The organism is Kibdelosporangium aridum (assembly GCF_900176515.1).
Taxonomy (GTDB): domain Bacteria; phylum Actinomycetota; class Actinomycetes; order Mycobacteriales; family Pseudonocardiaceae; genus Kibdelosporangium; species Kibdelosporangium aridum.
Window position 1 is genome coordinate 72,225 of sequence record NZ_FWXV01000005.1, and the last position, 24,676, is coordinate 96,900.

The 24,676-nt window shown below is 65.3% G+C and carries 20 protein-coding genes and 1 pseudogene; 12 read left to right on the plus strand and 9 right to left on the minus strand.

Going from position 1 to position 24,676, the window contains the following annotated elements:
- Positions 1–36 precede the first annotated feature (36 nt).
- A complete protein-coding gene (locus tag B9C43_RS27615; protein ID WP_143446638.1) occupies positions 37–1,452 on the plus strand; it encodes an aminotransferase-like domain-containing protein in 1,416 nt (471 codons plus the stop codon).
- Here B9C43_RS27615 and B9C43_RS58675 read toward each other — a convergent pair.
- The 5 genes from B9C43_RS58675 to B9C43_RS27640 form a co-directional block, all read right to left on the minus strand.
- Positions 1,433–4,405 carry a glycoside hydrolase family 2 TIM barrel-domain containing protein gene (locus B9C43_RS58675; RefSeq protein ID WP_084429938.1) on the minus strand — a complete coding sequence of 991 codons (2,973 nt, stop codon included), beginning with the start codon at positions 4,403–4,405 and terminating at the stop codon, positions 1,433–1,435. The genes B9C43_RS27615 and B9C43_RS58675 overlap by 20 nt on opposite strands.
- A 9-nt stretch (positions 4,406–4,414) precedes the next feature.
- Entirely contained in the window at positions 4,415–5,242 is an 828-nt protein-coding gene (locus B9C43_RS27625; protein WP_200825716.1) for a carbohydrate ABC transporter permease, read from the minus strand.
- A complete protein-coding gene (locus B9C43_RS27630; protein WP_084429939.1) occupies positions 5,239–6,129 on the minus strand; it encodes a carbohydrate ABC transporter permease in 891 nt (296 codons plus the stop codon). The genes B9C43_RS27625 and B9C43_RS27630 overlap by 4 nt, the downstream gene beginning before the upstream one ends.
- A complete protein-coding gene (locus tag B9C43_RS27635; RefSeq protein WP_160096731.1) occupies positions 6,129–7,403 on the minus strand; it encodes an ABC transporter substrate-binding protein in 1,275 nt (424 codons plus the stop codon). Before B9C43_RS27635 ends, B9C43_RS27630 begins: the two co-directional genes overlap by 1 nt.
- Positions 7,404–7,502: 99 nt before the next feature.
- A complete protein-coding gene (locus tag B9C43_RS27640) occupies positions 7,503–8,492 on the minus strand; it encodes a LacI family DNA-binding transcriptional regulator (protein WP_084429941.1) in 990 nt (329 codons plus the stop codon).
- Positions 8,493–8,599: 107 nt separating this feature from the next.
- On the opposite strand from B9C43_RS27640, the gene B9C43_RS27645 reads away from it, so the two are divergent.
- From B9C43_RS27645 to B9C43_RS27675, 7 genes are all read left to right on the plus strand, one after another.
- The gene (locus B9C43_RS27645) at positions 8,600–9,202 is read left to right on the plus strand and encodes a hypothetical protein (RefSeq protein ID WP_235038871.1); all 603 of its coding nucleotides are present in this window, start codon (positions 8,600–8,602) and stop codon (positions 9,200–9,202) included.
- Positions 9,199–9,882 carry a fibronectin type III domain-containing protein gene (locus B9C43_RS27650; RefSeq protein ID WP_084429942.1) on the plus strand — a complete coding sequence of 228 codons (684 nt, stop codon included), beginning with the start codon at positions 9,199–9,201 and terminating at the stop codon, positions 9,880–9,882. The genes B9C43_RS27645 and B9C43_RS27650 overlap by 4 nt, the downstream gene beginning before the upstream one ends.
- Positions 9,883–9,895: 13 nt before the next feature.
- Positions 9,896–10,294 (plus strand): type III secretion system chaperone family protein, encoded by a 399-nt coding sequence (locus B9C43_RS27655; RefSeq protein ID WP_084429943.1) that lies wholly within the window; start codon positions 9,896–9,898, stop codon positions 10,292–10,294.
- Between the two features lie 600 nt (positions 10,295–10,894).
- Positions 10,895–12,085 carry an MFS transporter gene (locus tag B9C43_RS27660; RefSeq protein WP_084429944.1) on the plus strand — a complete coding sequence of 397 codons (1,191 nt, stop codon included), beginning with the start codon at positions 10,895–10,897 and terminating at the stop codon, positions 12,083–12,085.
- A gap of 13 nt (positions 12,086–12,098) precedes the next feature.
- Entirely contained in the window at positions 12,099–12,977 is an 879-nt protein-coding gene (locus tag B9C43_RS27665) for a LysR family transcriptional regulator (RefSeq protein ID WP_033387766.1), read from the plus strand.
- 42 nt (positions 12,978–13,019) lie between these two features.
- Entirely contained in the window at positions 13,020–14,075 is a 1,056-nt protein-coding gene (locus tag B9C43_RS27670; protein WP_084429945.1) for a tartrate dehydrogenase, read from the plus strand.
- Positions 14,072–14,938: an alpha/beta fold hydrolase gene (locus tag B9C43_RS27675; protein WP_084429946.1), complete on the plus strand. Its 867-nt coding sequence runs from the start codon at positions 14,072–14,074 to the stop codon at positions 14,936–14,938. The genes B9C43_RS27670 and B9C43_RS27675 overlap by 4 nt, the downstream gene beginning before the upstream one ends.
- On the opposite strand, the gene B9C43_RS27680 is transcribed toward B9C43_RS27675, so the two are convergent.
- Positions 14,928–15,278, minus strand: a complete 351-nt coding sequence (locus tag B9C43_RS27680; protein ID WP_235038872.1) for a YybH family protein — start codon at positions 15,276–15,278, stop codon at positions 14,928–14,930. The two genes, B9C43_RS27675 and B9C43_RS27680, sit on opposite strands and share 11 nt — an antisense overlap.
- Positions 15,279–15,348: 70 nt before the next feature.
- On the opposite strand from B9C43_RS27680, the gene B9C43_RS27685 reads away from it, so the two are divergent.
- The gene (locus B9C43_RS27685) at positions 15,349–16,215 is read left to right on the plus strand and encodes a LysR substrate-binding domain-containing protein (RefSeq protein ID WP_084429947.1); all 867 of its coding nucleotides are present in this window, start codon (positions 15,349–15,351) and stop codon (positions 16,213–16,215) included.
- Between the two features lie 216 nt (positions 16,216–16,431).
- A pseudogene (locus B9C43_RS27690) lies at positions 16,432–17,217 on the plus strand (glycoside hydrolase family 16 protein); the annotation flags it as partial.
- A 186-nt stretch (positions 17,218–17,403) separates the two neighbouring features.
- Here B9C43_RS27690 and B9C43_RS27695 read toward each other — a convergent pair.
- The gene (locus B9C43_RS27695) at positions 17,404–19,224 is read right to left on the minus strand and encodes a M64 family metallopeptidase (RefSeq protein ID WP_084429949.1); all 1,821 of its coding nucleotides are present in this window, start codon (positions 19,222–19,224) and stop codon (positions 17,404–17,406) included.
- A 102-nt stretch (positions 19,225–19,326) separates the two neighbouring features.
- On the opposite strand from B9C43_RS27695, the gene B9C43_RS27700 reads away from it, so the two are divergent.
- A complete protein-coding gene (locus tag B9C43_RS27700) occupies positions 19,327–19,935 on the plus strand; it encodes a TetR/AcrR family transcriptional regulator (RefSeq protein WP_160096733.1) in 609 nt (202 codons plus the stop codon).
- Here B9C43_RS27700 and B9C43_RS27705 read toward each other — a convergent pair.
- A complete protein-coding gene (locus B9C43_RS27705) occupies positions 19,910–22,090 on the minus strand; it encodes a discoidin domain-containing protein (protein WP_235038873.1) in 2,181 nt (726 codons plus the stop codon). The two genes, B9C43_RS27700 and B9C43_RS27705, sit on opposite strands and share 26 nt — an antisense overlap.
- Positions 22,091–22,521: 431 nt before the next feature.
- Here B9C43_RS27705 and B9C43_RS27710 point away from each other — a divergent pair, with 431 nt between their 5' ends.
- The gene (locus B9C43_RS27710) at positions 22,522–23,382 is read left to right on the plus strand and encodes a hypothetical protein (protein ID WP_143446639.1); all 861 of its coding nucleotides are present in this window, start codon (positions 22,522–22,524) and stop codon (positions 23,380–23,382) included.
- Between the two features lie 257 nt (positions 23,383–23,639).
- Here the strand turns inward: B9C43_RS27710 and B9C43_RS27720 are convergent, their stop codons facing one another.
- Positions 23,640–24,632, minus strand: coding sequence for a LacI family DNA-binding transcriptional regulator (locus tag B9C43_RS27720; protein ID WP_084429954.1), 993 nt, complete (start codon positions 24,630–24,632; stop codon positions 23,640–23,642).
- Positions 24,633–24,676: the final 44 nt, after the last annotated feature.

Consider the following 24,676-nt stretch of genomic DNA (forward strand, 5'->3'; position numbering starts at 1 on the left):
GCCCTATGGCAGAGCCAATCTGGCAGAATTGGTTTGGTGACGAGACCGGAGGACCTGGTGACCCGGCTCGGCCGCTGGTCGGCTGGGCGTGGTCCGCTGTACCTGCTGCTCGCTGGGCGGATCCGGCGCCTGATCGACGACGGCGAGCTGCAACCGGGCACACCACTGCCGCCGGATCGCACGTTGGCCGCGGCTCTGGCGGTTGGCCGGACGACTGTGGTGTCCGCGTACGACCTGCTGGCGCAGGAGGGCAAGATCGTGCGGCGGCAGGGCAGCGGGACGAAGGTCGCTCCAGCCGCGTTGCGCCCGGAGCGTCCTGCCGACAGCGCGAACCCGTTGTTCATGCACCTGCTCGAACCGCTCGACAAGATCGTCCAACTGACGTGCGCGGCGCCGAACGTCATGCCCGCGGCTGTCACCGAGGCCTACGCCAAGGCGCTGTCTGTCGAGGTCACCGACGACATCGGCTACCACCCACTCGGTTACTACGAACTGCGGGCCGCGCTGGCGGACCGCTTCACCGCGCGCGGACTGCCGACCAAACCCGGCCAGATCCTGGTGACAACGGGCGCGCAGCAAGCTTTGGCATTGCTAGCCAGGTTGTTCGTCGCGCCAGGGGACCGGGTTGTGGTGGAGACACCGACTTATCCCGGTGCGCTGGAAGCTTTCCGGGAGTCCACTGCGGACTTCGTACCTGTTCCGGTTGGTGATGCCGACGGGCTGGTTCGTGCGATGCGGGCGCGACCGGCGGCCGTGTACGTGATTCCCACGCATCACAACCCGACCGGGTCGGTGATGTCCACTTTGACCCGTCAGCGCCTTGCCGCCGAAGCCGCGGAGCTGGGCGTCCGGCTGATCGAGGACGAGGTGCTCGCCGACCTGAGCTTCACGGACGAGGCCCCGTTGCCTGTCGCGGCTCACGGTCCAGCGGTGACGATCGGGTCGTTGAGCAAGGTCGTGTGGGGCGGGCTGCGGATCGGCTGGGTCCGGGCGTCCGAATCGGTGATCATGCAGCTGGCGCGGCTCAAGGCCGTACACGATCTGGGCAGCAACTACATCGGCCAAGTCGCCGCGGTGTCCCTGGTGTCTTCTTTGGACGCTCTGCGAGCTGATCGCGTCTCGGCGTTGTATGCACAGCATGCGCAGCTTTGCGCTTCGTTGCGGGAACATCTTCCGTCGTGGGAGTTCACCCCGGCTGCCGGCGGCCAGAGCTTGTGGGTCCGGCTGCCGCACGGCGACGCGGTTTCGTTCGCTCAGTTGGCGTTGCGGCACGGCGTCGCCGTGTTGCCAGGCGGATCGCTGGACGCCTCCGGCGCCAGCAAGGAATTCCTGCGGATTCCGTTCCTGGAACCCGCGGATGTCCTTGCTGGCGCGGTGGTGTCGTTGGCCTCGGCTTGGCGCGAGTACAACCCCGGCGTCCCCGGCGACTCGCTTACGACCCTAGTCGTGTGAACGTCAGCTCGATGCTCGCCTTGTGGGCGTGCAGCTGGTACTGCGGGAGCACACCTGGGCCGCAAGCAGCTGTGCCCACGCCGTTCTGGGCGATGTCGAGGTTCAGATAGATCCAGTCGGTGGGCGTCAGATCGATCGTGTGCTCGGCCGCGTCGAGGTCTTCGGACGTCCACCGCCTCGCGGTGAATTCGAAGTCGCCTTCGATCCTGATGCCCTCGCCGGTGTCGTTGGTGAGCTCGGCCCAGCGGACTTCAGTGCGGTTGCCGTTCTCTTGCGGGACAACGTACGGCGTCTGCATTTCGTCCACTGTGTACTTGTATCTGCCGACGGCCGCGGCTTGCCTGGTGTCAGCGTAGGCTTCGTTCGGGCCTCGGCCGAACCACTCGACGTTGCCGTATTCCTTGGGCAGGGCCATCCTGAGGCCCAGACGGGGCAACGTGCCCGGCCATTCGCCGTCCGGCTCGATGTCGACTTTGAGGTTCAGCGTGGTTTCGTCGCCGGTCCACGTGTAGGTGACGAACATGCCGAACGCTCTCGCGGGCGGGGCCACCCGAGTCTTCGTCGTCCCGCCTTCCACGCTGATCAGGCGGTGCTGCAGGCGATGCAGGCCGTTCTTGCGCCAGGTTTCCTCGTCGGACGGCTTGTCGTTCTCGGTCGGCGCCCGCCACAGGTCCAGCTTGGGCGCTTCGATCGGGATCCCGCCGATGTCCCGGGGTACTTCTCGGGGCTCTCGGCTTCCTTGGGTCTGCTGGCGGGCTTTGACGTTGACTTGTCCCCACGCGATCGGGTGATTCGCGTTCGCCCACGCGGCGTCCTTGGCCAGCGTGGCGGTCACCGTCACCCACGATTCGCCTTGGGTCTCAGGCATTTTCGGCAGGTCAAGGGTGACTTCCTGGCCCGGCTGGACGGTGGGGGTGTGCAGGATGCCGGAGGCGACCTCGACCCCTTCATCCTCCAGTTTCCAAGCGAAACTCAGCTGCTCAAGCCCGGAGAAGTCGTAGTGATTAGCCACAACAACCTTCAAGTTGTCCACAGCTCCCAGCGAACCCTTCTCCCCATCCCCACCCCCCGATACGCTGGATGCGGGGTGCCCCCCGGGAAGGGCGGGGGCTGCCTGGGGGCTGGTCGATGGTGGAGGGGAGTCGAAATCTCCTTGGGGGGCAACGGTTTCGGCGGAATTCGACGATGCTGGGGACTTCGATGCCGCTGGGTTTGCGGTGCCGGGTGTCCCGTGGGTCTGTGTCGTTGGGATGGCGGCGCCGGGAGCCGAGATGCGGACTGGTTCGAAGATCTTCTTGAGCTCGTGCAAGCCTGGAGAAGGCGTGCGATCCGGGAACACCAGGCCGTCGATCACGAAGCTGCCGTCGTGGATCGTCTCGCCGAAGTCGCCGCCATACGCGAAATACGGTCGGCCCTCCGAATCCACCTGACGGATGCCGTGGTCGAGCCATTCCCAGATGAAGCCGCCCTGGCACCGCGGGTACTTCTCGAAAAGCTCCCGGTACTCCAGCAACCCGCCAGGCCCGTTGCCCATCGCGTGGGCGTACTCGCATTGGATGAACGGCAACTCGGTCGTCTGGCCGATCTCGTCGACCTCCGCGTGTGAGGCGTACATCCGGCTGTAGACGTCGACATACTCGCATGCGGCGTCGCCCTCGTAGTGCACGGGCCGCGTCGAGTCACGGGAACGAGTCCACGAGGCCATGGCGGCGAGATTGCGACCGGTGTGAGCCTCGTTGCCGAGTGACCACATGATGATGCTGGGATGGTTCTTGTCGCGCTCGACCATCCGCTTCATCCGGTCGAGGTACGCCGCTTCCCACTGCGGGTCGTCGCTGGGATTGCGTTCCCAGCCGACCTCTGAGAAACCGTGCGTCTCGAGGTCGCACTCGTCGATCACCCACAACCCGTACTCGTCGCACAGGTCGAGGAAGGCCGGGTGCGGCGGGTAATGCGAAGTTCGCACGGCATTGATGTTGTGCTGCTTCATCATCAGCACGTCGGCCAACGCAGTCTCATACGGCACAGCACGGCCCAAGTCCGGGTGGTGTTCGTGCCGGTTGACACCCTTGAGAAGGATACGCTTGCCGTTGACTTTGAGCTGACCGTCCGCAATGGTCACCGTGCGGAAACCGATGCGCAGCGGCACGCGTTCGTGGTCCGAAGCCAGGTATCCCTCGTACAACCGAGGAGTTTCCGCGGTCCACGGCTCCACGACACCCGCGTCGATCGGCAAGTCGGTTGATGCCCGCAGAATGCCCAGCTCCGGGATGGACAGCCACGCCGGACCGTCCACTTCGACGCTAAGGTAGCCGCGACCCGTGGTGTGGTCGTAGTCAGCGCGCAGCCAGTAGTCGCTGATCCCGCCGGTCGGCCGGGCCAGCAGCGTCACGTCACGAAAAATCCCGGACAGCCACCACATGTCCTGGTCTTCCAGGTAACTCCCCGAAGACCATTGGTGCACGCGCACCGCAAGCACGTTTCCGCGTTCCCGCAACAGCGAGCCGACGTCGAACTCGGAAGGCAACCGGCTGCCACGTGTCACACCCAACTCTGTGCCGTTGAGCCAGATTCGCCCGCACGAGTCGATGCCGTCGAACCTCAGCACCGCAGGTTGCGTGAGCCAAGCCGAGGGAAGGTCGAACGTGAGCCTGTAGTCGCCGGTCGGGTTGTCCGATGGCACGTAAGGAGGGTCGACCGGGAACGGGTATTGCACGTTGGTGTACGCGGGCTTGCCGAAGCCGTGCATCTGCCAGTTGGCTGGCACAGCCAAAGTGGACCAGGACGAGTCGTCGAACGTGTCCTGCTCGATGCCCGGTGGCGCGTCGGCCAATGAGGGTGAGAGGTGGAAACGCCAGTCCCCGTTGAGACTTAACGAAGGCGCGTCCGAGGAGAAGGCGGCGCGTGGTGGCAACGCGCCGTATCCCGGGGACACGTCGTCGAGATAGGACATGGTGACCTTTCAGCCTTTGACCGCGCCTGCGGCGATGTTTCGGATGAAATGCCGTGCTCCGAACAGGAACACGACCAGCAACGGGATGACGGCCATCAACGTGCCGGCCATCACCAGGCTGTAGTCGGCGCCGTAGAGGCCGTTGAGCTGGTTCAGCGCGACCTGCAGCGTGGTGTTGGACGGGTCGACCATCACGATCAACGGCCACAGGTAGTCGTTCCACGTGGTCACGAACGTGAAGATGCCGAGGAACGCCAGTGCGGGCCGCAGGATCGGCATCGCGATCGTCCAATAGGTACGGAAGAACCCGGCACCGTCCACCTTGGCCGCTTCCAGCAGTTCGTCCGGGATCGCCGACGCGGCGTACTGACGCATCCAGAAGATGCCGAACGCGTTCGCCGCCGCCGGGACGATCAACGCCTTGAGGTCGCCGACCCAGCCGATCGACGCCATGATCGAGTACTGCGGGATCGCCGAGAGCTGTGTCGGCACGACGAACGTCGCCAGCAGGATGGTGAACAGCACGTTCCGGCCAGGGAAGGCGTACTTGGCGAACGTGAAGGCCGCCAGCGAGTCGAAGAACAACACCAGCACGGTCGTGGCCACCGAGACGATCACGGTGTTGAGCAACGACCCGAAGAAGTCGATCCGGTCGAGCACCTCGCCGATGTTGTCGAACAGGTGCGTGCCGAACGTGAGCTTCGGTGGCGTGGTGAAGATGTCCCCGGTCGTGTTGGTCGCCATCACGGCGAGCCAGTAGTACGGGAACAGCACGATCACGGCGCCGATCGCCAGCAGGATGCCGCCGGTGAGCCTGGTGCGCAAAGTCGGGGTCACGCCTTGACCTCCGCCCGCTCGGGCCGGTTGATCAACCGCCAGTTGATGATCGCGAACAGCAGCACGATCACGAAGATGCCCCACGCGATCGCGGCGCCGTAACCGAAGTCGTTCTCCAGGAACGCCTGGTTGTAGAAGTACAGGACCATGGTCATCCCAGCGTCTTGCGGTCCGCCGCGTTCACCGACCAGCACCTGCGCCTCGGCGAAGATCTGCAGGCCGTTGATCGCCGACATCACCACGGAGAACAGCAAAACCGGGCGCAGCAAAGGAAGTGTCACGCGCAAGAACGTCTGCACCGTGCCGGCGCCGTCGATTCGGGCGGCCTCGTAGACCTCCTGCGGGATCGCCTGCAGGCCGGCGAGGAAGATGATCGCGTTGTAGCCGACCCACCGCCAGATGATCATCACCGAGATGGCGATCTTGATGCCCCACGGATCGGTCACCCATTCCACCGGGTCGAGGCCGAGCCAGCTGGCGAACGCGTTGAGGATGCCGAACTCGGGGGAGAAGATCGAGCTGAACACGATCGCCATGGCCACAATGGACGTGACGTTCGGCGTGAAGTACGCGATCCGGTACAGGCCCTTGAACCGCACCGAGGAGTTCAGTCCGACCGCGATCAGCAGCGCCAGTACCGTCATCGGCACCGTCGACATCACCCAGATGACGAACGTGTTGCCGACCGAGTTCCAGAACTCCAAGTCGGAGACCAGGAACTCGAAGTTGGACAGCCCGATCCACTCGGCCGGGCCGATCCCGTCCCACCGCTGGAACGCCAGATACAGCGAGTAGAACACCGGATAGGCGCCGAACACGGCGAACAGGACGAAGAACGGTGCGATCGCCAGGTACTGCGGCAGGTACTTCAGCCGTTTGCGGGGCATCAGAGCACTCCTCGCCGCCGCAGCAGCCGGTTGACCGAGTTCTGGGCGTCCCGCCACGCCTGACCGGGATCCTTGCCCGCGGACTCCACGTTCACCAGTTCGTCGGTGAGGATGTTGCTGATGTCGATGTCCTGCGGGCTGAAGTACGCGGGCTTGACCTCTTTCGCGGCCTGGCCGAAAACGTCCACTGTGACCTGTCCGCCGAAGAACGGGTCTGGTTCGCGCATCAGCGGATCGTCGAACGCGGCCGGTGCGGACGGGAAAAGCCCGGCGTCCACGTAGTGCCGTGCCTGGTTGGCTGGGTTGAGGATCCAGCTGGTGATCTCGAACGCCGTCTGTGGATCGGCGCAGTACCTGGTGAGCGCCATGAACGAGCCACCCTGATTGCCCGCGCCGCCGGGACTGCGGCAGATCCGCCACGCGCCGGCCGTTCTCGCCGCTGATTCCTTGATCTCGCCGGTGATCCAGGACGCGTTGACCAGGCTCAGCTCCTTGCCGTTGTTCCACGCGGCGTGCCGGTCGACCGAGCCGGACTCACTGCCCGTGTCGACGAGCCCGGCGGTCAGTCCTTTGCGGACAGCGGTGAGCGCGCGGTCCCACGCCAGCTGAACATGCGCTTGGTCACCGATGTACTTGTGCTGCCGGTCAAGATACTTCTGTGGTTCCTGCGCCATCGAGTACGTGAACACGGTCTTGGCGTCGGTGATCATGTACCGGCCGGGCAGCGCCTTCTGGATCTCCGCGCTGAAGTCGAAATACTGGTCCCATGTGGACACGGCACGGGCCACGTCGTCCGGTTCGCTCGGGAACCCGGCCTGTGCGAACAGGTCGTGCCGGTAGAACAGCGCCGCGGGCCCGGTGTCGATCGGGAAACCGAGCAGCTTGCCGTCCGGTGTGGTGCCTGCCTGCCACTTCCACGGCAGGTACTGGTCCTTGAGCCGGTCCGCGCCGAGCGTGTTGAGGTCGATGAACTGGTCGGCGTCCTCGAAATACCCGGCGATGTCGTCGTTGAGCATCGTGATGTCCGGGATGTACGCGTTGCCGGAGATCGCGGCCAGCAGCCGGTGCCGCAGGTTGTGGCCGACGTTGGCCGGGTTGAACTTCGCGTCGGCGAAGCGGGTCTTCGCCTCGTCGAGGACCTTGTCCGACAGGCCGCGGGTCCAGTACCAGAGCGTGAGCCTGCCGGGACTGGTCGTCTGCGGGCTCGTGCACCCGGCGAGCGCGAGCAGACAAGCCCCTGCTCCGGCCAGGAATCCCCGTCGATCCACGGCCACGAAATCACCTCCGGCCAGCGCTGCCCAGGCTTGCCGTGAACGGTCACGTGACCGGTCACGTCCGGCGAGTGTTGAACACGGCAAGCCCAATGTCAAGGATCAGGCGGACCCGCGCAGCAGGAGCGTCGCCTTGATCGTCGCCACCTCGGGCCGCGTGCCGCTGAGCAACTGTCCTACCTGGTCGATGGCGGTTTCGCCGACCTTGCGGGTGTCGATCCGGACGCTGGACAGCGGCGGCTCGACCATGTTGCCGATCGCCAGGCCGTCGAAGCCGATCACCGCGAAGTCGGCGGGAACGCGCCGCCCGAGCAGCCGGGCCTGGAACATCGCGCCGATCGCGATCACGTCGTTGTACGTGAAGATCGCGTCGAGCTCCGGGTGCTTCTCCAGCATGGCGGCCATCGCGCGTTGCCCGCCCTCGATGGACTGCGGGGCTTCGGCGACGAACGTCGGCAGACCGTGCTCGCGCATCGCGTCGCAGTACCACGAGTAGCGGACGCTGGGCTGATGGTGGTGATCGTGGTCGAGCATGCCGATCCGGCGCCTGCCGGTCGACGCCAGGTGCGCGATCGCCGCGTGCACGCCTTCCTCACCGTCCACCCGGATCTCGCCGAACCGCGCGCCGACGTCTGTGCGTCCTATCTGGACAACCGGCATCCCGCTGGTGTACCGGTCGATCACGTCGTCCGGCTGGCTGAAATAGCCGACAACGGCGTCCACTTGCGAGCCGATCATGCCCAGAGTGGACAGTTCCTGGCGCTCGTCGTCGGCGGTGTCGTAGACCACGACGTGCCAGTCCTTGCGCCGGGCGGCGTCCAGTGCACCCGCCGCGACCTCGGTGAAGTACGGGTTCAACAGGTTCGGGATGACCAGGCCGACGGACGTGCTGTCCTGCCGGACAAGACCACGGGCGAATCGGCTCGGCCGATACCCCAGTCGCTTGGCGGTATCCAGGACACGCTGCTTGGTCGTGGTGTCGATTTCGCCTTTGTCGTTCAGTGCACGGGAGACCGTCTGATACGACACGCCAGCCGATTTAGCAACGTCGCGGATCGTGATCCGCTTGCCTGGAACCGGCCCGTCCGTCATTTCGCCGACGTTAGCAGCACTCGGCGCGACACTCTTGCTTCCCAACGATCGGTGCCCTTACCCTGTGGTTCCCGCCGCCTCTGGGAACCCTGCACCGGAGGATATCTGTGGCAAGAAAAATCCCCATTCTCGCCGCTGTGCTCGCGTCCGCTGGCAGCCTCGCGCTGTCCGCGCCCGCGGCCAACGCGCAGGTCGAAACTGGGCCGTGGACTTCGTACAGTCCTGGATTCTCGGTACAGCAGCAAGGCTGCGGAACGGTCAGCGGACTCACCTTCAGCCTCAGCTGCACATCGACGAGCGGCGTCCAGCGCGCCGAGCGCCGGTACGACACCTATTGCGACGGTGTCCGCCAGTTCCAGGGCACGTTCCGGATCAACAGCATGTCCGGTGACCGGCTCAGCCTGAAGCAGACGTTCGGGCCGTCGGACGCCGACTTCATGCTCGCCGTGGACAGCAGCCGGAGGCTGTACTCGGTCCGTAACGGCGGAGCCACCATCTCGCCTGCCGGAACCGCCCCGAACGGACGGTCGGTGACCGTCAACACCGTGCACTCCGGATCGACGCACCGCATCTACATCAACGGCTCGCAGCGGCTGGTCTACGCCGGCCTGAGCGGTTGCCACTACGACAAGTTCGGTGCCTACCGCACCGACAGCGGTCGCGGTGCGATCTCGGTGACCTGGAGCAACGTCAGGTTCTGGCGCAGGTGATCAAACAGCTGACCGCGGTGTCGCTCGTGGTGCTTGCCGGATGCTCGGCCGGCCCCACGGGCGATGCCCCGAACCTCACCGCGACGCTGAAGACGCCGGTCAACGTCGAACTGACGTGGAAGATCACGGACCAGGCCGCGGCGGGACAGGTGGTCGAGTACTCCAACGAGGAAAAAGGGGAGTACACGATCCTGGACTTCCTGCCGCTGACGCGGACGACGTACCAGCACACGGACCTGATCCCGCAGACCAAGTTCTTCTACCGGGTCCGGCCGTACTACGGGACCGCGTCCACACCGGTCGAGCTGACGCTGCCACCCGGTGACCTTGTTGAGAGCGAGTCCGAAGAATGGCTGCAGCCCTCGACCCGTCCGGGCCCGCCCGCCCGAGCTTCCGTCCGCGACGTACAAGGCGCGCCGACAGATTTCACGGTGACGATGATGCACGCCAACGGCGTGAAGCTCGCGTGGACCGACCAGACCACCGACGAACAGGGCTTCCTGATCGAGCTCAAGGCGGACGGGGCGGCGGACTTCGCGAACGTCGCGATGGTGGATCCGAACGTGAACACCTTCGGCCTGATCACCCAGCCGCAGGAGAAGAAAGCGACATATCGGGTGCGGCCGTACAAGTTCGGCGAACCGACGAACATCGCCCAGCAGACAACGGGTTCCTCTTAGTAGGGTTCGCTTCGTGGCGACGTGGGACGAGCTGGCCGAGTACGTACGGGCCGAATATGAGGTCCTCTCCGACAAGCCGGGGGAGATCCGGCTGCTGTACACGTTCGACGAGGAAAGCGATCGCACCCAGGTGATGATCGTGGCGCGGGAGGAGCTGGACCGGAAGTACGAATGGGTCCAGATCGCCACGCCACTCGGCCTGGCCCGCAACGTCGACCTGTACGCACTGCTCGATGCGATCGGGCACACGACCGTGTCCGGCGGCGCCGCGATCATGGGCGACCACATCGTGATCAGGCATTCGCTGCCGCTGGAGAACCTGGACATCAACGAGTTCACCGATCCGCTGACCTTGATCGCGGGTGCGGCGGACGAACTGGAGTCGGAATTCTTTGGCGGCGACGAGTACTGACCGGGCATACTCGCGCCTGTCCGGCAGCTCGGTGAGAGGAGTCGAAGTGCGCACGTGCATGGAAAACGATCACCGCTTCGACGCAGGGTCGCTGAGCCGAAAGCGCCACGGCCCCAGCAAAAGCCCATAACGCCATCGAATCCAATCCCGAGGGCGGCGAATCCCGAGGGCGGCCGAGCCGACAGCGGCCGAGCCGAGGGCAGCCAACCCGAAGGCGGCCAATCCCGAAGGCAACCGAGCCGAGGGCGGCCAACCCGAGGACCGCCAACCCGAGAGCGGCCGAGCCGACAGCGGCCAACCTCCGGAGTGGCCAAGCCCCGGAGTGGCCAAGCCCCAGAGCGGCCCCCGCCCTTTCCCGGGGGCACCCCGCCACGCCAGTCTATCGGTGGTAGACGATCGGCAGGGTTTTGGTCGCGCGCGATGGGGACAACTCGGCCGCTGTGGACAACTCGGTGCAGTTGATCTTCCGTCGGGCTGCGGTGTCGGTGCCCGGCGCTAGGCTGGATTCGGGGGCCGGAGGCTGGGCTCTGGGGCTGGAGCCGAGTTCCTTGTGTCGAAGCGGTCGATTGTCCTTGACCGTTTCCCTTTCGAGGAGTTCCTGTGCGAGCCCGGATTTCCGCGCGGTTCGACTTTGCCAAACTGTGGGCCGCGTCGGCTGTTTCCAACATCGGTGACGGGGTGACCATTGCGGCTGGGCCGCTGTTGGTCGCCCAAATGACCCAGAATCCCGCCTTGGTCGCGGGTGCCGCGTTCGCCCAACAGCTTCCTTGGCTGCTGTTCGGGTTGATCAGCGGGGCGTATGCGGACCGGATCGACCGGCGCAAGCTGGTCGTCTTGGTCAATGTTCTGCGAGGACTGGTGCTCGCTGCACTGGCTGTGAGCATTGCGGCCGACGTGGCGAGCATCCCCATCATCTATGCGGTGTTCTTTTTGCTCGGCCTCGGCGAGACATTCGCGGACACGGCGTCGGTCGCATTGTTGCCCGCCGTCGTCCCGCAGGAGAAATTGGCGTCGGCCAACGCGAAACTGATGGCGACCTACACCATCAGCAACCAGTTTGCCGCGAAACCTTTGGGTGCATGGCTTTTCGTTACCGCCGCAGCCTTGCCGTTCGCGTTCGACGCGGTGAGCTTCCTGGTTGCGGCGGGACTCGTCGCGACGGTCACCAGAGCGCCCAGGCGACTGGAGCCAAAGAAAACCAACCTCAAGGCAGACATCAAAGAAGGCGTCCGGTGGCTGATGAACCACCGCGTCCTCAGAACTCTGGCAATGACCATGAGCGTGGCCAATGTCGTGTTCTGCGCGGCCTTTGCCATCTTCGTGCTTTATGTCCAGCAGCGGCTCGTCTTGACCGAGGTTGGTTACGGCGCCCTGCTCACCACCTTCGCCATGGGCGGGTTGATCGGCGCGGTGATCGCACCGCGCCTGCAGCGGAGGCTTCTCGCCAAGCATCTGCTCAGGGCGGGCCTGATCGTTGAGACGCTGACGCACCTCGTGCTGGCGATCACCGGCGACTGGCTCGTCGCGAGCGCGATTCTGGTGGTTTTCGGCGTGCACACGACGGTGTGGGGAACCATCGTCATCACCATGCGTCAGCGCGTGGTGCCCGACGGCCTGCTGGGCCGGGTCACGAGTGCGTACTTGTTGCTGGACCTCGGCGGCGCGGCGCTCGGTTCCCTGCTCGGCGGGTTGGCGGCCACGGCGCTGGGAGTCACCGGGCCCTTCTGGATCGCGGCGGGGGTGATGCTCGCGATCTGCGTCGCCGCGTGGCGGCCGCTGCGCGAAGCCTGAATCATCGTCCAGTATGGACGCCAGGCAGTTGGAGTACTTTCTCGCGGTTGTCGACCACGGTGGAGTCAACCGGGCCGCGTCGGCGCTTTTCCTGACGCAGCCGTCGTTGTCCCAGGCGATCCGCGCGTTGGAGCGTGATCTGGGGCAGGAGCTGTTCCACCGGGTCGGCCGCCGTCTTGTACTCACCGACGCTGGGCGTTCGCTGGTCGAACCGGCGCGTGACGTGATCAGGAGCCTGGCGGTCGCACGCGACAGCGTGGCGTCGGTCGCCGGGCTCGTCACGGGGTGCGTCGAGATCGCTTCGATGCCCTCACAGGCCGTGGAGCCGTTGAGCGGGATGATCAGGGAGTTCACTGAACACCACCCAGGTCTGAAGGTGAGTGTCCGGGCCGCGTCCACCGCGCCGGACGTGATCGGCATGGTCCGCACCGGGGTGGCCGAACTCGGGCTGCTGGGCACCAGCGAAGAGCCCGCCGCAGCCGACCTGACACTGAAAACCCTGCGGCGACAGCGGTTCGTGGTGGTCGCTCCGGCCGGGTGGTTCGCGCGGCGGAAGGTACTGAAGCGTGCCGACTTGCACGGGCAACGGATGATCGTGGGGCAAGTCGGCACCGGCATGCGGCGGGTTGTCGACCAGATGCGGGCCGACGGGATCGAATTGACCGCGGTCGTCGAGTCGGAGCATCGGGAGTCGATCCTGCCGCTGGTGCTCGGCGGAGTCGGGCTGGCGGTGCTCACCGAGTCGTGGGCGCCGTTGGCCCGGCAGGCGGGCGCTGACGTGCTCGATCTCGACCCGCCCGCGTACCTCAACATCGCGCTGGTCAACCGGAAAGCCTGGCTCAGTCCCGCCGCGGAGGCCTTTATAGGCATCGCCTATAGGTCTGGACGTTAACGTCACTTGGACGTGCCGCCCCGGAAGTGGTGCTATCGAACGATGCAGACGCACCGCATCGCGCTCATCCCCGGCGACGGCATCGGCCAGGAGGTGACGCCCGCGGCCTGCTCGATCCTCGACGCCGTGGGCAAACGCCACGGCTACGAACTCAGCTACGACTCCTTCGACTGGTCCTGCGCCCGCTTCCGCAGCGAAGGCGCGATGATGCCGGCGAACGGACTCGACCAGATCCGCCACCACGACGCGATCTTCCTTGGCGCGGTGGGTGATCCGTCCGTGCCCGACCATGTGTCGCTGTGGGGTCTGCTGATCCCGATCCGGCGCCAGTTCCAGCAGTACGTCAACCTCCGGCCGATCCGCGTGTTCGACGGCGTGCCCAGTCCGGTCCGGTCGGCCACGTCCGAGGTTGACTTCGTGGTGGTCAGGGAGAACGTCGAGGGGGAGTACAGCGAGATCGGCGGCCGGATGAACCGCGGCTTCCCCAGCGAGATGGCCGTTCAGGAAGCGGTGTTCACGCGCGCGGGCGTGACCAGGATCGTCGACTACGCCTTCACGCTGGCGCAGGGACGCGGCAAGCACGTCACCTCGGCCACGAAGTCGAACGGAATCGTGCACACCATGCCGTTCTGGGACGAAGTGGTCGCCGAACGCGCCGGGACCTTCCCGGACATCGCGTGGACGCAGGAACACATCGACGCGTTGTGCGCCAAGGTGGTTCTCGACCCCGCGCGATTCGACGTGATCGTCGCGTCGAACCTGTTCGGTGACATCCTGAGCGACCTCGCCGCCGCGGTCGCGGGCAGCATCGGAGTGGCGCCCGCCGCGAACCTCAACCCGGAACGGGACTTCCCGTCGATGTTCGAGCCGGTGCACGGCTCCGCGCCGGACATCGCCGGGCAGGGCGTGGCCAACCCGGTCGGCGCGGTGTGGACCGGTGCGATGATGGTGCGCCACCTTGGCCACGCCGAAGCCGCGGACGAGATCGAGCAAGCGATTGCTTCACTTTTCGCGACCACGGACCTGCGCACCCGAGACCTCGGCGGCACGGCGACAACGCGCGAATTCATCGACGCGTTGCTGGAACGCCTCTCGTGAGACTTCCTTTCGACTACCAGCGGGTCGACGTCGGTGAGGTGCGCATCAACTGTGCGGTCGGCGGTTCCGGGCCGCCAGTGCTGTTGATGCACGGATACCCGCAGACACACGTCATCTGGCACCACGTGGCGCCAATGCTGGCCAAGGACTTCACCGTGGTGCTGACCGATCTTCGCGGTTACGGCGACAGCTCGAAACCCACGCCGAGTCCGTCCAATGTGGAGTACTCGAAGCGGGCGATGGCCGAGGATCAGCTGGGCGTCATGCGGCAGCTGGGGTTCGCGGAGTTCCGCGTCGCCGGGCACGACCGGGGTGGCCGAGTCGGGCACCGGCTCGCGCTCGACCATCCCGAAGCCGTGACAGCGTTGGCGGTGCTGGACATCGTGCCGACCAAGCACACCTTCGAGCACGCGGACAAGGACTTCGGCCTCGGCTATTTCCACTGGTTCTTCCTCGCCGCGGGCAACGGGATTCCCGAGCGCCTGATCGGGAAGGACCCTGAGTTCTGGATCAAGGCGCGGATGCGCAGCCGGCACGGCGGCGGTATCCCGTTCGACCCGGCCGCGATCGACGAATACGTGCGGTGTTTCTCCGATCCCGCGGCGATCAGCGCGTCTTGTGCCGACTACCGGGCTGCGGCGACGATCGATCTCGAACACGACGCTTCCGGTGGCACGCTGTCCATGCCGTTGCTCGCGTTGTGGGGCGAGCACAGCTTTGTCGGACGGACCTACGACGTGCTCGAGGTCTGGCGTTCGTATGCCGGCCAAGTCGCGGGTGCGGCGTTGCCCAGCGATCACTACCTGCCGGAGGAAGCGCCGCAGGAAACCGCTGCGGCGCTGCGGAAGTTCTTCACTTCGTAGCCCGTTCCGGCCGGTCGAGGATGCGCAGCCAGGTCCCGTCGGGTTGCCGACGCGCGACCTGGGTGCGTCCACCCGTGCCGTCCGCGGGGACGGTCGCGGTCAATGCGATGTCGCCGTTGATCAACGTCGGCAGCGGCTGCTCCACAGTGAACTGCGGACGCGCGGCGACGAGTTGCTTGAGCACCGCGCGGATCGCGTCACGGCCGATCGTCGGGTTGCCCGCGGGAAAGTCGAGGACGGCGTCCTCGGCGTACAGCTGGGCCATGCTGTCGGCGTCGCCCGCGTTGGCGTATTCGACGAACAAGCGGGCCAGGTCTTCCGGGTGCGTTGCTTTCTTCATGACTCCAGCGTGCGCCGCCATCAGCCAGAAGTCCAAGAGCTAGATCGTCTGAGAGCTAGAATCGTCAGTTATGGAACTCAGGCAGCTGGCGTACTTCGTCGCGGTGGTCGAGGAGGCGAATTTCACCAGGGCAGCGGAACGGATGCACGTGGCACAGCCCGGGATCAGCGCACAGATCCGTCAGCTGGAGAAGGAATTCGGCCATCAACTGCTCGACCGTTCCGGCCGCACGGTCCGGGTGACCGAGATGGGCGCCGCGGTCCTGCCGCACGCCAGAGCGGCACTGCGAGCCGTGGAAGGCGCGAAGCTGGCCGTTGACGAGCTGGCCGGGCTGGTCCGTGGCCATCTCGCCATCGGCATGGTCACCTCGCATCCGGTCGACATCCCGGTGCTGCTCGCCCAGTTCCACGACGACTTCCCGGCCGTGGAGATCACCCTGGCCGAGGCCAATTCCGGCAAGCTGGTCGACGATCTGCACGGCGGACGCCTCGACGTGGCGATCATCGGGCTCGCGACCGACCTGCCTGGTCTGGACCTGCACATGCTGTCGGACGAGCGGCTCGTGGCCGCGGTCGGCCTTGGCGATCCACTCGCGAAGGTCAAGCGGATGCCGATCAAGGACCTGCGTGGGCATCCGTTGATCTGCTTGCCGGACGGCACAGCGATCCGGGCGATCCTGGAAAACGCCTGCACCACAGCGGGTTTTCGGCCTCGCGTGGCGTTCGAGGCGGCAACGCCGTCCGTGCTGGCCGATCTCGCCGCGAGGGGACTGGGCATCGCGATCTTGCCGGAGTCCCTTGTGCGCAACCGGGCTGACTTGCATCCGATCACCGTGACCGGCGCCGAGCTGCGGGGACGGCTGGCGTGGGGATGGCGCGCGAGCGGTCCGCGGAGCCCGGCCGCGCGGGCCTTCATCGCAACCTTGCGTAACTCGTGAGAGCGCTCCCCTTGCCCTGAGTGGTCTGGACCGCCATACTTTGTTGGCTGCCACAACAAATCGTGTCCTGGACGCGATCCCTGCGCTTTCGTTGTGACCTCGGGGTTTTTCGCGTGCCAGTGCGCCGCCGGGAAGTCCAGAAGAGAGGTGACAACGATGTCCAAACCCTTCTCCCGCCCCTTGTCGAGGCTGTCACGCGTTGTGGTCATCGCCGCGATGGCCGTGGTGTGCGGGCCGGTTGTCCTTGTGCAATCGGCCGGTGCCGACGTCGGCATCGCGGCGACGACGTTCTCCGACGAGTTCAACGGTGCGGCAGGCAGTGCTGTCGACACTCGCAAGTGGAATCTCGAAGTCGGCGACAACGTCAACAACCACGAGCGGCAGTACTACACCAACCGCACGGCCAACGCTTCGATGAACGGCCAGGGCCAGCTGGTGATCACCGCCCGCAAGGAGAACCCAGGCAACTACAACTGCTGGTACGGCCGGTGCACGCACACATCGGCCCGGCTGAACACGTCCGGCAAGTTCAGCCAGACGTACGGCACCTTCGAAGCAAGGATCAAGATGTCGCACGGCCAAGGCATGTGGCCGGCGTTCTGGTTGCTGGGCAACGACATCGGCCAGGTCGGCTGGCCGGCGTGCGGCGAGATCGACGTCATGGAGAACATCGGCCGTGAGCCCAACACGGTGCACGGCACGATCCACGGCCCCGGCTACTCGGGCTCCGGTGGGATCGGCGCGGCCTTCAACGGCCCGCGCTTCGCCGACGGCTTCCACACCTTCCGCCTGGAATGGTCGCCGAACCTGCTGGTGTGGAAGGTGGACGGACGCGAGTTCCAGCGCCGCACCCCGGCCGACCTCGGCGGACGGCAGTGGGTCTTCAACAAGCCGCACTTCGTCATCCTGAACCTGGCGGTCGGCGGCTACTGGCCGGGCGATCCCGACAACAGCACGCCTTTCCCGAACACCCTCACAGTGGATTACGTGCGAGTGACCAACTAGCAGCCGGTTCACTCGCCGGGTGTGTCCTCGGCTTGGCAACGGGGCAGCCGAGGGCACACTCCACGGGCAGGAATGCGCGCGTGTCCACCTTTCCGACACCCCGTGTCCACCTTTCCAACACCATGAAATTCCCTCGCCAGTGGACATTTCACCGTGCCGGAATGGTGGACACGCGTTGGGCGGCTATGGCCGATTCAGCGTCACGATGAACTTGCCTGCCGAGCTGACGTTCCCTGCCGGGTCGACGGCGCGGTATTCGATGGTGTGGCGGCCGTATCCCGGCGGCACGTTGTCCCAAGGGGACAGTCGAGGTTCGCCGAGCTTGCCGTACACCAGGTTGTCGATGTTCGTGCCCTCCGCGGTGAACAGGAAGGGCGCGTTGGCGTCGGTCGGCCAGCCGAAGTAGTTGTACCACCCGTCGCCGTTGACGCGGAACTCCGTGATCCCGGTACCGGGTGTGTCATCGCTGGACGTCAGCTTCATCGTGAACGGTCCATTGAAGACGTACTCCGGTGGCTGGCCGGGCCGAGTGACCGCGCTGACCGGTTTGGACAGTTCGAACTTGGCGACCGGGTCGGTGGCGTCGACTTTCCACGTCAACATCTTGCCGGGAATCGACGCGGTCAGCGTGTGCGATCCCTTGAGAGGCAGGCGCTTCAGGTCGAAGTCGCGGTCGTTGCCCGCAGTGGGCACCGGACGGCCGTCGATCGCCCACGACACGGCAGTCGGCCGGGATGTCTCGACAAACACGACATCCTCGCCGCCGACCGGTCGATCAGCGGGAGTCGACGATGTGAAGCCGAGGGGAGTGGTGTCCGGCGGGGTTTTGATCGACGTGTCCACAGTCCACGTGCGGGTCTTGCTCATCGCGCTGCGAATGGCCGGATCGCGCACGAACGGCGTCGGATCGACCACGGTGGCGGTAAGCGTGTGTATGCCAGGGCTCATCCGCACGCGCCGGAGATCGACACTACGACTCCCGTTGGTCGGCAAGTCGCGATTGTCCAGGCGCCACGTCACGTTCAGTGCGTGCCCAGCCGGGTGCAGGGTCTCCACCCAGACCACGCGGTCGGCGCCGATCGGTGCCGTGTTCGGGGTGCCGCCCTGCAGGATCGACGTCTTGCCGGAGATCCGCTGGGTCATCCGCTCCCGGCTGATCTGGTCGAAGTAGTACCCGAGCGACTTCATCATCGAGTGCTTGCTCGGCCGCCAGACACCGGTCCCGCTGTACAGCCCGCCTTCGAACCGGTCGATGATGCCGCCGGACTCACTCGGCTCGCCCAGCCACCGCCACCATTTCGCTCGCTGCGAGCGCATCTGCTGTGGCGTCAACAGCGAATGGTGGATCGACGACGGTTCGGCGCCGGTGTACTGGTCACCGCGCACACCTCGGGAGTAGTAGTCGTACTCGTCGTCGAGGCCACCGAGCGAATGACCGAGTTCGTGCGGCGTGATCAGCGCGGAGAGCGCGTTCCCGCCCGATGCGGTGGCGTACGTACCGCCGGCACCGCCATAAGTATTGCTGTTACCGATCGCGAGAAGCTGGCGGTTGTTCGCGTTCGTACCAGCGACCAGATCGGCGTACTGGGTCAACGCCGAGTTGTTCACAGTTAACAGACGCTGCACGCTTGCCGAGTTGCAGCCGCCCCAGAAACCCATGCCCAGAGGCGTGTTACGGCGCGGCGAAGTCAGATCGGGGTCGCAGCTCACGCCCGACTCGGTGGACGGCACCTCCACCGAGTACACGTTGAGATAACTGCGATATGTCTTGAACGGCTCGAGGGTGAGCAACACGTTCACGTGCCGGTCCACGTGTTCCCGGAACTTCGGCATCTCCGCGGCGGTGTACCCGTCGCCGACGATCACGATGTTGAAGCGTTTCGCGGGGTCGCCGGTGATCCGGACCGGGACGACGGTCGCGGCTTCGGCATTCGCCGGAGCCGGTAGCGCCACCAGGAACGGGATCACGGCGACGCCGGCTGTCACGAGGGCACGTCTCCACATGTGCCCGCACGTTATGCAGGGCCTCTCGCCCTTGTGCAGAGCCGAAAGTAGCGACTTTCCCAACTCGGCCTGCCCCGCGTTTTCGCAGGTTATGCTCGTGCGGTGGCGCGTGTCCCTGCAGAACAACGTCGCCGGCAATTGCTCCAAGCCGCTTTGCGGGTGGTCGCCACGGAGGGTGTGGCTGCCGCGAGCACGCGCCGGATAGCAGGCGAGGCCAACCTGCCTCCCGCGGTCGTGCACTACTGCTTCCGCTCGGTCGAAGACCTGCTGGACGCCTTGACGGCGCTGGTCTTCGGCGAGATGGCCGAAGTCGCGGCGGTGGCCTTGCGGGCGCGTGGCGGCGTCGAGTCTTCGATCAAGGCCGCGCTGCACCGGCTTTGGGCGCCGTACCGGACGGATCCCGCGCGCTACAAGGCACTGTTCGACCTGATCCCGTATGCCCTGCGGCGCCCGTCGGCGACGGTGGTCATCCGGGAGTACGAGGACAAGATCTGCGGCCTGGCCGAAAGATTCCTGATCGATGTGGCCGAACGCAACAACAAGACATGGCAGGACCCGGCCGACGTGATCGGCCGGGTCCTCATTTCCACTGTGGACGGTGTGGTGCTCGCGTGGCTGATCGACCGGGACGATGGCAAGACCGAGGCCGCACTGGACTGGCTGGCGGCATCGATCGCCTCAGGTGTTACGGATAGCTCGGGACATAGCTGACTTGGTTTGCCGTGTTGGCCACCGCGCCAGTGTCGTTGATGACCCGGTTGATCGTGCCGACGCCACCGAGCGAAACCGAGACAAGGCCGTGGAACCGCACGCCCGGCGTGTTCGGCACTTCGAACGATCGGCTCGCCACAACACCCGGATTGATGTTGAAGAAGCAGTAACTTCCCACGCCCCAAGCCTCGTGCGTGGTCACCGAGTTGGCGACCTTGTACGCGGCCCATCCTTGCGTCCCACCACCGGGTGATCCCCATTGGGCGTTCGACGCTGGGTCGTAAGGCATTTCGTTCTGGAAGAAGTACGTGCGCCCGCCGTTGCCGTTCCAGATCACCTGGTACTGCTGGTAGTGCTCGACGAACAAGCCGTACATCGTGACGTTGTTGCCGTTCACGATCAAACCGTTCGCGGCGGTGTTCTGGTCCCACCCGATGCCGTCGCCGTGATCACCACGCCAGAGCCATAGGTGGTCGCCGATCACGTTGTGGCTGTTGATCCGCAGGCTCGTCGAGGCCTTGCCGACACCAGGGCCGCCGATGCGGAAGAACACGTCGTGCAGCGAGGTGGGGTTGGCGCTGTGGTTGGCGTTCGACCCGGCCGGGCCGACCTCCATCAGCACCGGCGAGTTCGCCGGGCCCGCGTCGATCAGCAGACCGGCGACCTTGACACCGTCCACATCGGCCACCGTGATGGCGGGCAAACCAGTCCGTGGCGACAAAGTAGCCAGACCAAGACCGAGGATGACGGTGTCCGGCCGGGTGACTCGGATCGTGTCGGTCAGGTTGTACACGCCCGGCGTGAACAGCAGGTGCTTGCCTTGCGCCAGAGCCGCGTTGATCGTGGCGACCGGGGAAGTCGGGTGCACGACGTAGAACTGGCTCAGTGAGATCGATGTACCGGCCGGGTTCCCGCTGCCCCACGACGTGCCGCGGGCATTCTGCCGCAACGCGGGAACGAATACGTTGTAGTTGCCCGCGGCGTCGAAGTAGAGGAAGGGCTTCTCGCGGATCACCGGCGTGTTCGACACGACGGTGTGCGACGGGTTGGGGAAGTTCTGTGGCGGCGACCCGTTCGCGCCCACGAACACCATGTTCCACACCGACCCGGACCAGCCGCCGTTGAGATCCGAGTTACGGGTCAGGAACTGTTGCTGCGAGCCGGATTCCACCAGCCCGTCGATCCGTGAGTCAGCGAACAGGCCGCCGCTGGCCCAGCCGATGTAGCCATCCCACAGCTGGACCTGGCCGCGCAGGTGCATCCGCCGGTATGGGGCGGCCTGCGCGACAGCCCACCGCTCGATCTGACCGGCGGGCAGCGTGACCGACAGGTTCTCGGCGGCACGCCAGAAGTTCTGCGTCGCGTTGCCCTTGTAGTTCGGGTCTTCGCCCTGCTGCAGCCAGTCGGCCTCGACCCGGACATGCCCGTTGATGTTGACCTGGTCCGGCAGCAGCCCGAGCCCGGCGACCTGCGTGTAGAACCGCAGATTCACGTCGGCGTTGTAGGTGCCGGGCTTGAACAGAACGGCGTAGCGCTGCGATCCGAACTGGTTGGTGTGCATCTGGGTCGAGATGGCGTTGAGCCGGCTCTGAATCTCACTCTGCGGAGTGGACGGGCTGTAGACGAACGTATTGGGCCCGAGGTTCGGGTTGCGCGGATCCGTTGGCGGAACAGTGGGATCGGTTGAACCGTCGTCGACGTTGACGGTCATTTCCCACAACGAATGCCCCCATCCGGTCGCGCGGGCCGTCCCGTTGATCCTGACATAACGGGCGGTGCCGACAACATCGATTGACTGGTTCCCGCCAGTGCTCGTGGTCGTCGAATAGGCGTTGGTCCACGAGGTGCCGTTGGCGGAGAGCTGGATCTGGAACGCACTGGAATAAGCGGCTTCCCAGTTCAACCCGACCCGGCAGACGGCCTGTGCCGACCCGAGGTCGACCTGGACCCATTGCGGGTCACTGAAAGCGCTGGACCACCGGGTGCCGGAGTTGCCGTCGACGGCCGCACTCGCAGGCGTACCAGCGTTTTCGGTGGAAGAGGCGGTGGCCGGCCGGTTGAGCGCGACGTTGGTCGTGCCGCAGGCGGCCGAAGCCTGGTTGGCGGTGATGATCAGGGTGAACGTACTGAGCAAGGTGACTGTCGCTGCCGTCAAGGCGGTTAAGCGACCAGGCCGGGACGACTTCATCTGCCTGCCTCTCGTCGTCGGGGAGCAGGTCTCGCAGGGGAGTTCGTGCAGGGCTAGCAGGGTTGATCGATACAGAGAGCGCTCTCCCGATACCGGTTCCGGAACCGGTTACGGGAATGATTGGAGTTAACAACGCGGATATCCGGCCGTCAAGAGGTCGTCCCTCATCCGGTCGTCCCGTCAGGGGTTACGGTCGGTGGCGTGCCCTAGACAGCGCGGGTGCCCGCCTGGGATCGAGGTTCGACTGTCCACAGTGGTCTGTAACCCTGTGTCGGATTGTCGTTTTATGACAAGGTGCTGACAGATTTCTGGCACGTTTTCCGCGTTTGTGTGTTCTGGCTTTGCAAGGCTCGGCGGAAGGTGGTGGCACAATGTCGGATGGGCGTTCATTCGTACAGATGTTCCAAGAGATGCATGCCGCGGATCCGATGTCCGGGCGTGCTATGGAACTCGTCAAGGAGGCACTTGAGCGGCCTCCGGCAGTCGAATTGCTTCGTGGCTTCCTCGACCTTGCCAAGGTCATTAAATTTCATGGTGACATAGCCCGGATGAAGATATTGGTCAGCCGCTGCCTGCAGTTGCTGCGTACGTCGCAGGAACTGATGCCGGACGACTGTGACCGTGAATTGATTATCCGCACCTGCGGCAAAGTGTGGTACCTGTGCTGTGAGCAGCGGCTCGATTATGCGCTGGAGGAGGCGCACCGCAGTATCCGGATCGCCGAGTCCAGGGTCAATCAACGGCGGACACTGGCGCACGCCAGGAAGTACGTCGGCGAAATCGCCCGGCGGATGGCGGAGGAGAGCACCGGCCACGACCGCACCTACCGGCTCGACACGAGCGCCAACAATCTGCGGGAAGCCATGGCGCTGTTCTCGGCCATCGACGGTGACTACACACCCGAGAGCGAGGTTGGCGTCTGCCTGCTTCTGCTGGCACGTACCCAGTTGGTCCGCTACCGGCTGTTGGGCGACCAGGCCGCTCTTGCCGAGGCCGAGCAATTGGCTGACCAGGTTGTCGGGATGGATCAGGTCGAATCCTACGACCGCGATCTCTTCCTGGCGGAGATAGCCGCTGCGAAGGGGCGCTATGCCGAAAGCAAAGACCAGCTCGGCCACTTGATCGAAACGTTGATCACGCTACCGGGTGCCTATGCCGAAGTACTCGCTCGTGCTTACTGCGCTCGCGCGCGTATCGACCTTGAACGGCGGGTGCGAGGGGCCAAAACATGGCAATGGCTGACCTGCGTAAGCGCGTGACGTGTACCAGCAACGTGGACTCGCTTACCCGGAGGCGGCCACGAAATGGGAGATGGTCAAACTCGATCCCAAGGAGGTACGTCAGCTCGGGATCAATCAGGAAGATGTCGTATCACTCGAACAGGCGACTGGCGACGCGCGGCTGCGCTTTGCCGCGATCGACGATGTGCGGCGAGAGTTGGACTCGCGGGTCGGCAGGCAGCCGGGGCGCCGGATCAACTGGGTACAGCGGGTGAATCGAGTGCGGCTCCGGCAATCTACGCGGATTCCCGGACAACCAGTGAAGTCGGGATGATCTGTGGCTCCTGCGGCAGCGTCTCGCCTGCCAACCGCGAGAGCAGCATTCGTGCGGCTGCCTCGCCCATTTCACGTGAAGGCTGGCGGACCGTGGTGAGCGCCGGCTGGGTGTGCGAGGCGATGGGGATGTCGTCGAAGCCGATCACCGCGACGTCATCCGGCACGGATCGGCCTGCCGCGCGCAAGGCGTCCAGCACGCCGACGGCCATCAAGTCGTTCTGCGCGAACACGCCGTCGACCGCCGCGCCGGTGTCCAGAATGGACTGGAATGCTTCCCTGCCGCCGTCGCGGGTGAAGTCGCCCTCGACTTGCAGCCGGGCGTCGAACGGAGTGCCTGATTCGTCCACTGTGGTGCGAAAGCCGTCGGTTCGGTCCCGTGTGCAACCGAATTGAGCGGGCCCGGTGACGACCGCGAGGTGCTTTCGGCCGCCGGTGAGCAGGTGCTGGGCCGCGGAGGCTGCGCCTTCCCGGTTGCTTGTTGCCACTGAGGGGAATTCCGGGTGGTGGCCCCGGTCGTCGATCATCACCATCGGGAAGCCGGACTCGTGCAGGCTGCTGATGTAGCTGAGGGTGTCGGGTGGTTCGACCAGCAGCAGCCCGTCGAAAGCGTTGGCCGACACGTGTTTGGCGAACTGCGTCAGCGATTCCGCACCTCGGTTCATCGTGTTCAGCAGCAGGCCGTAGCCCTTCGCTTCGAGCACGTCGGCGACGCCTTGCAGCACGTCTCCCATCCACGGCCACGTCAGGCCGGGCACGAGCATGCCGACTGTCTGCGTGCGGCCCTTGGCCAGGCCGACCGCGCGGGCGCTGGGCGTGTAGCCGGTCGCAGCGATCACTTCTCGTACCCGGATCGCGGTCGCGGCGTCGACATCGCCCTTGTTGTTGAGCACCCGCGAAACGGTCGCCTTGCTCACACGTGCCCGGCGGGCGACTTCAGCGATAGTGACGCGCACGTGATCAGAATAGCCATTTCCCCAGCCAGTCCGGGGTGCGGCCA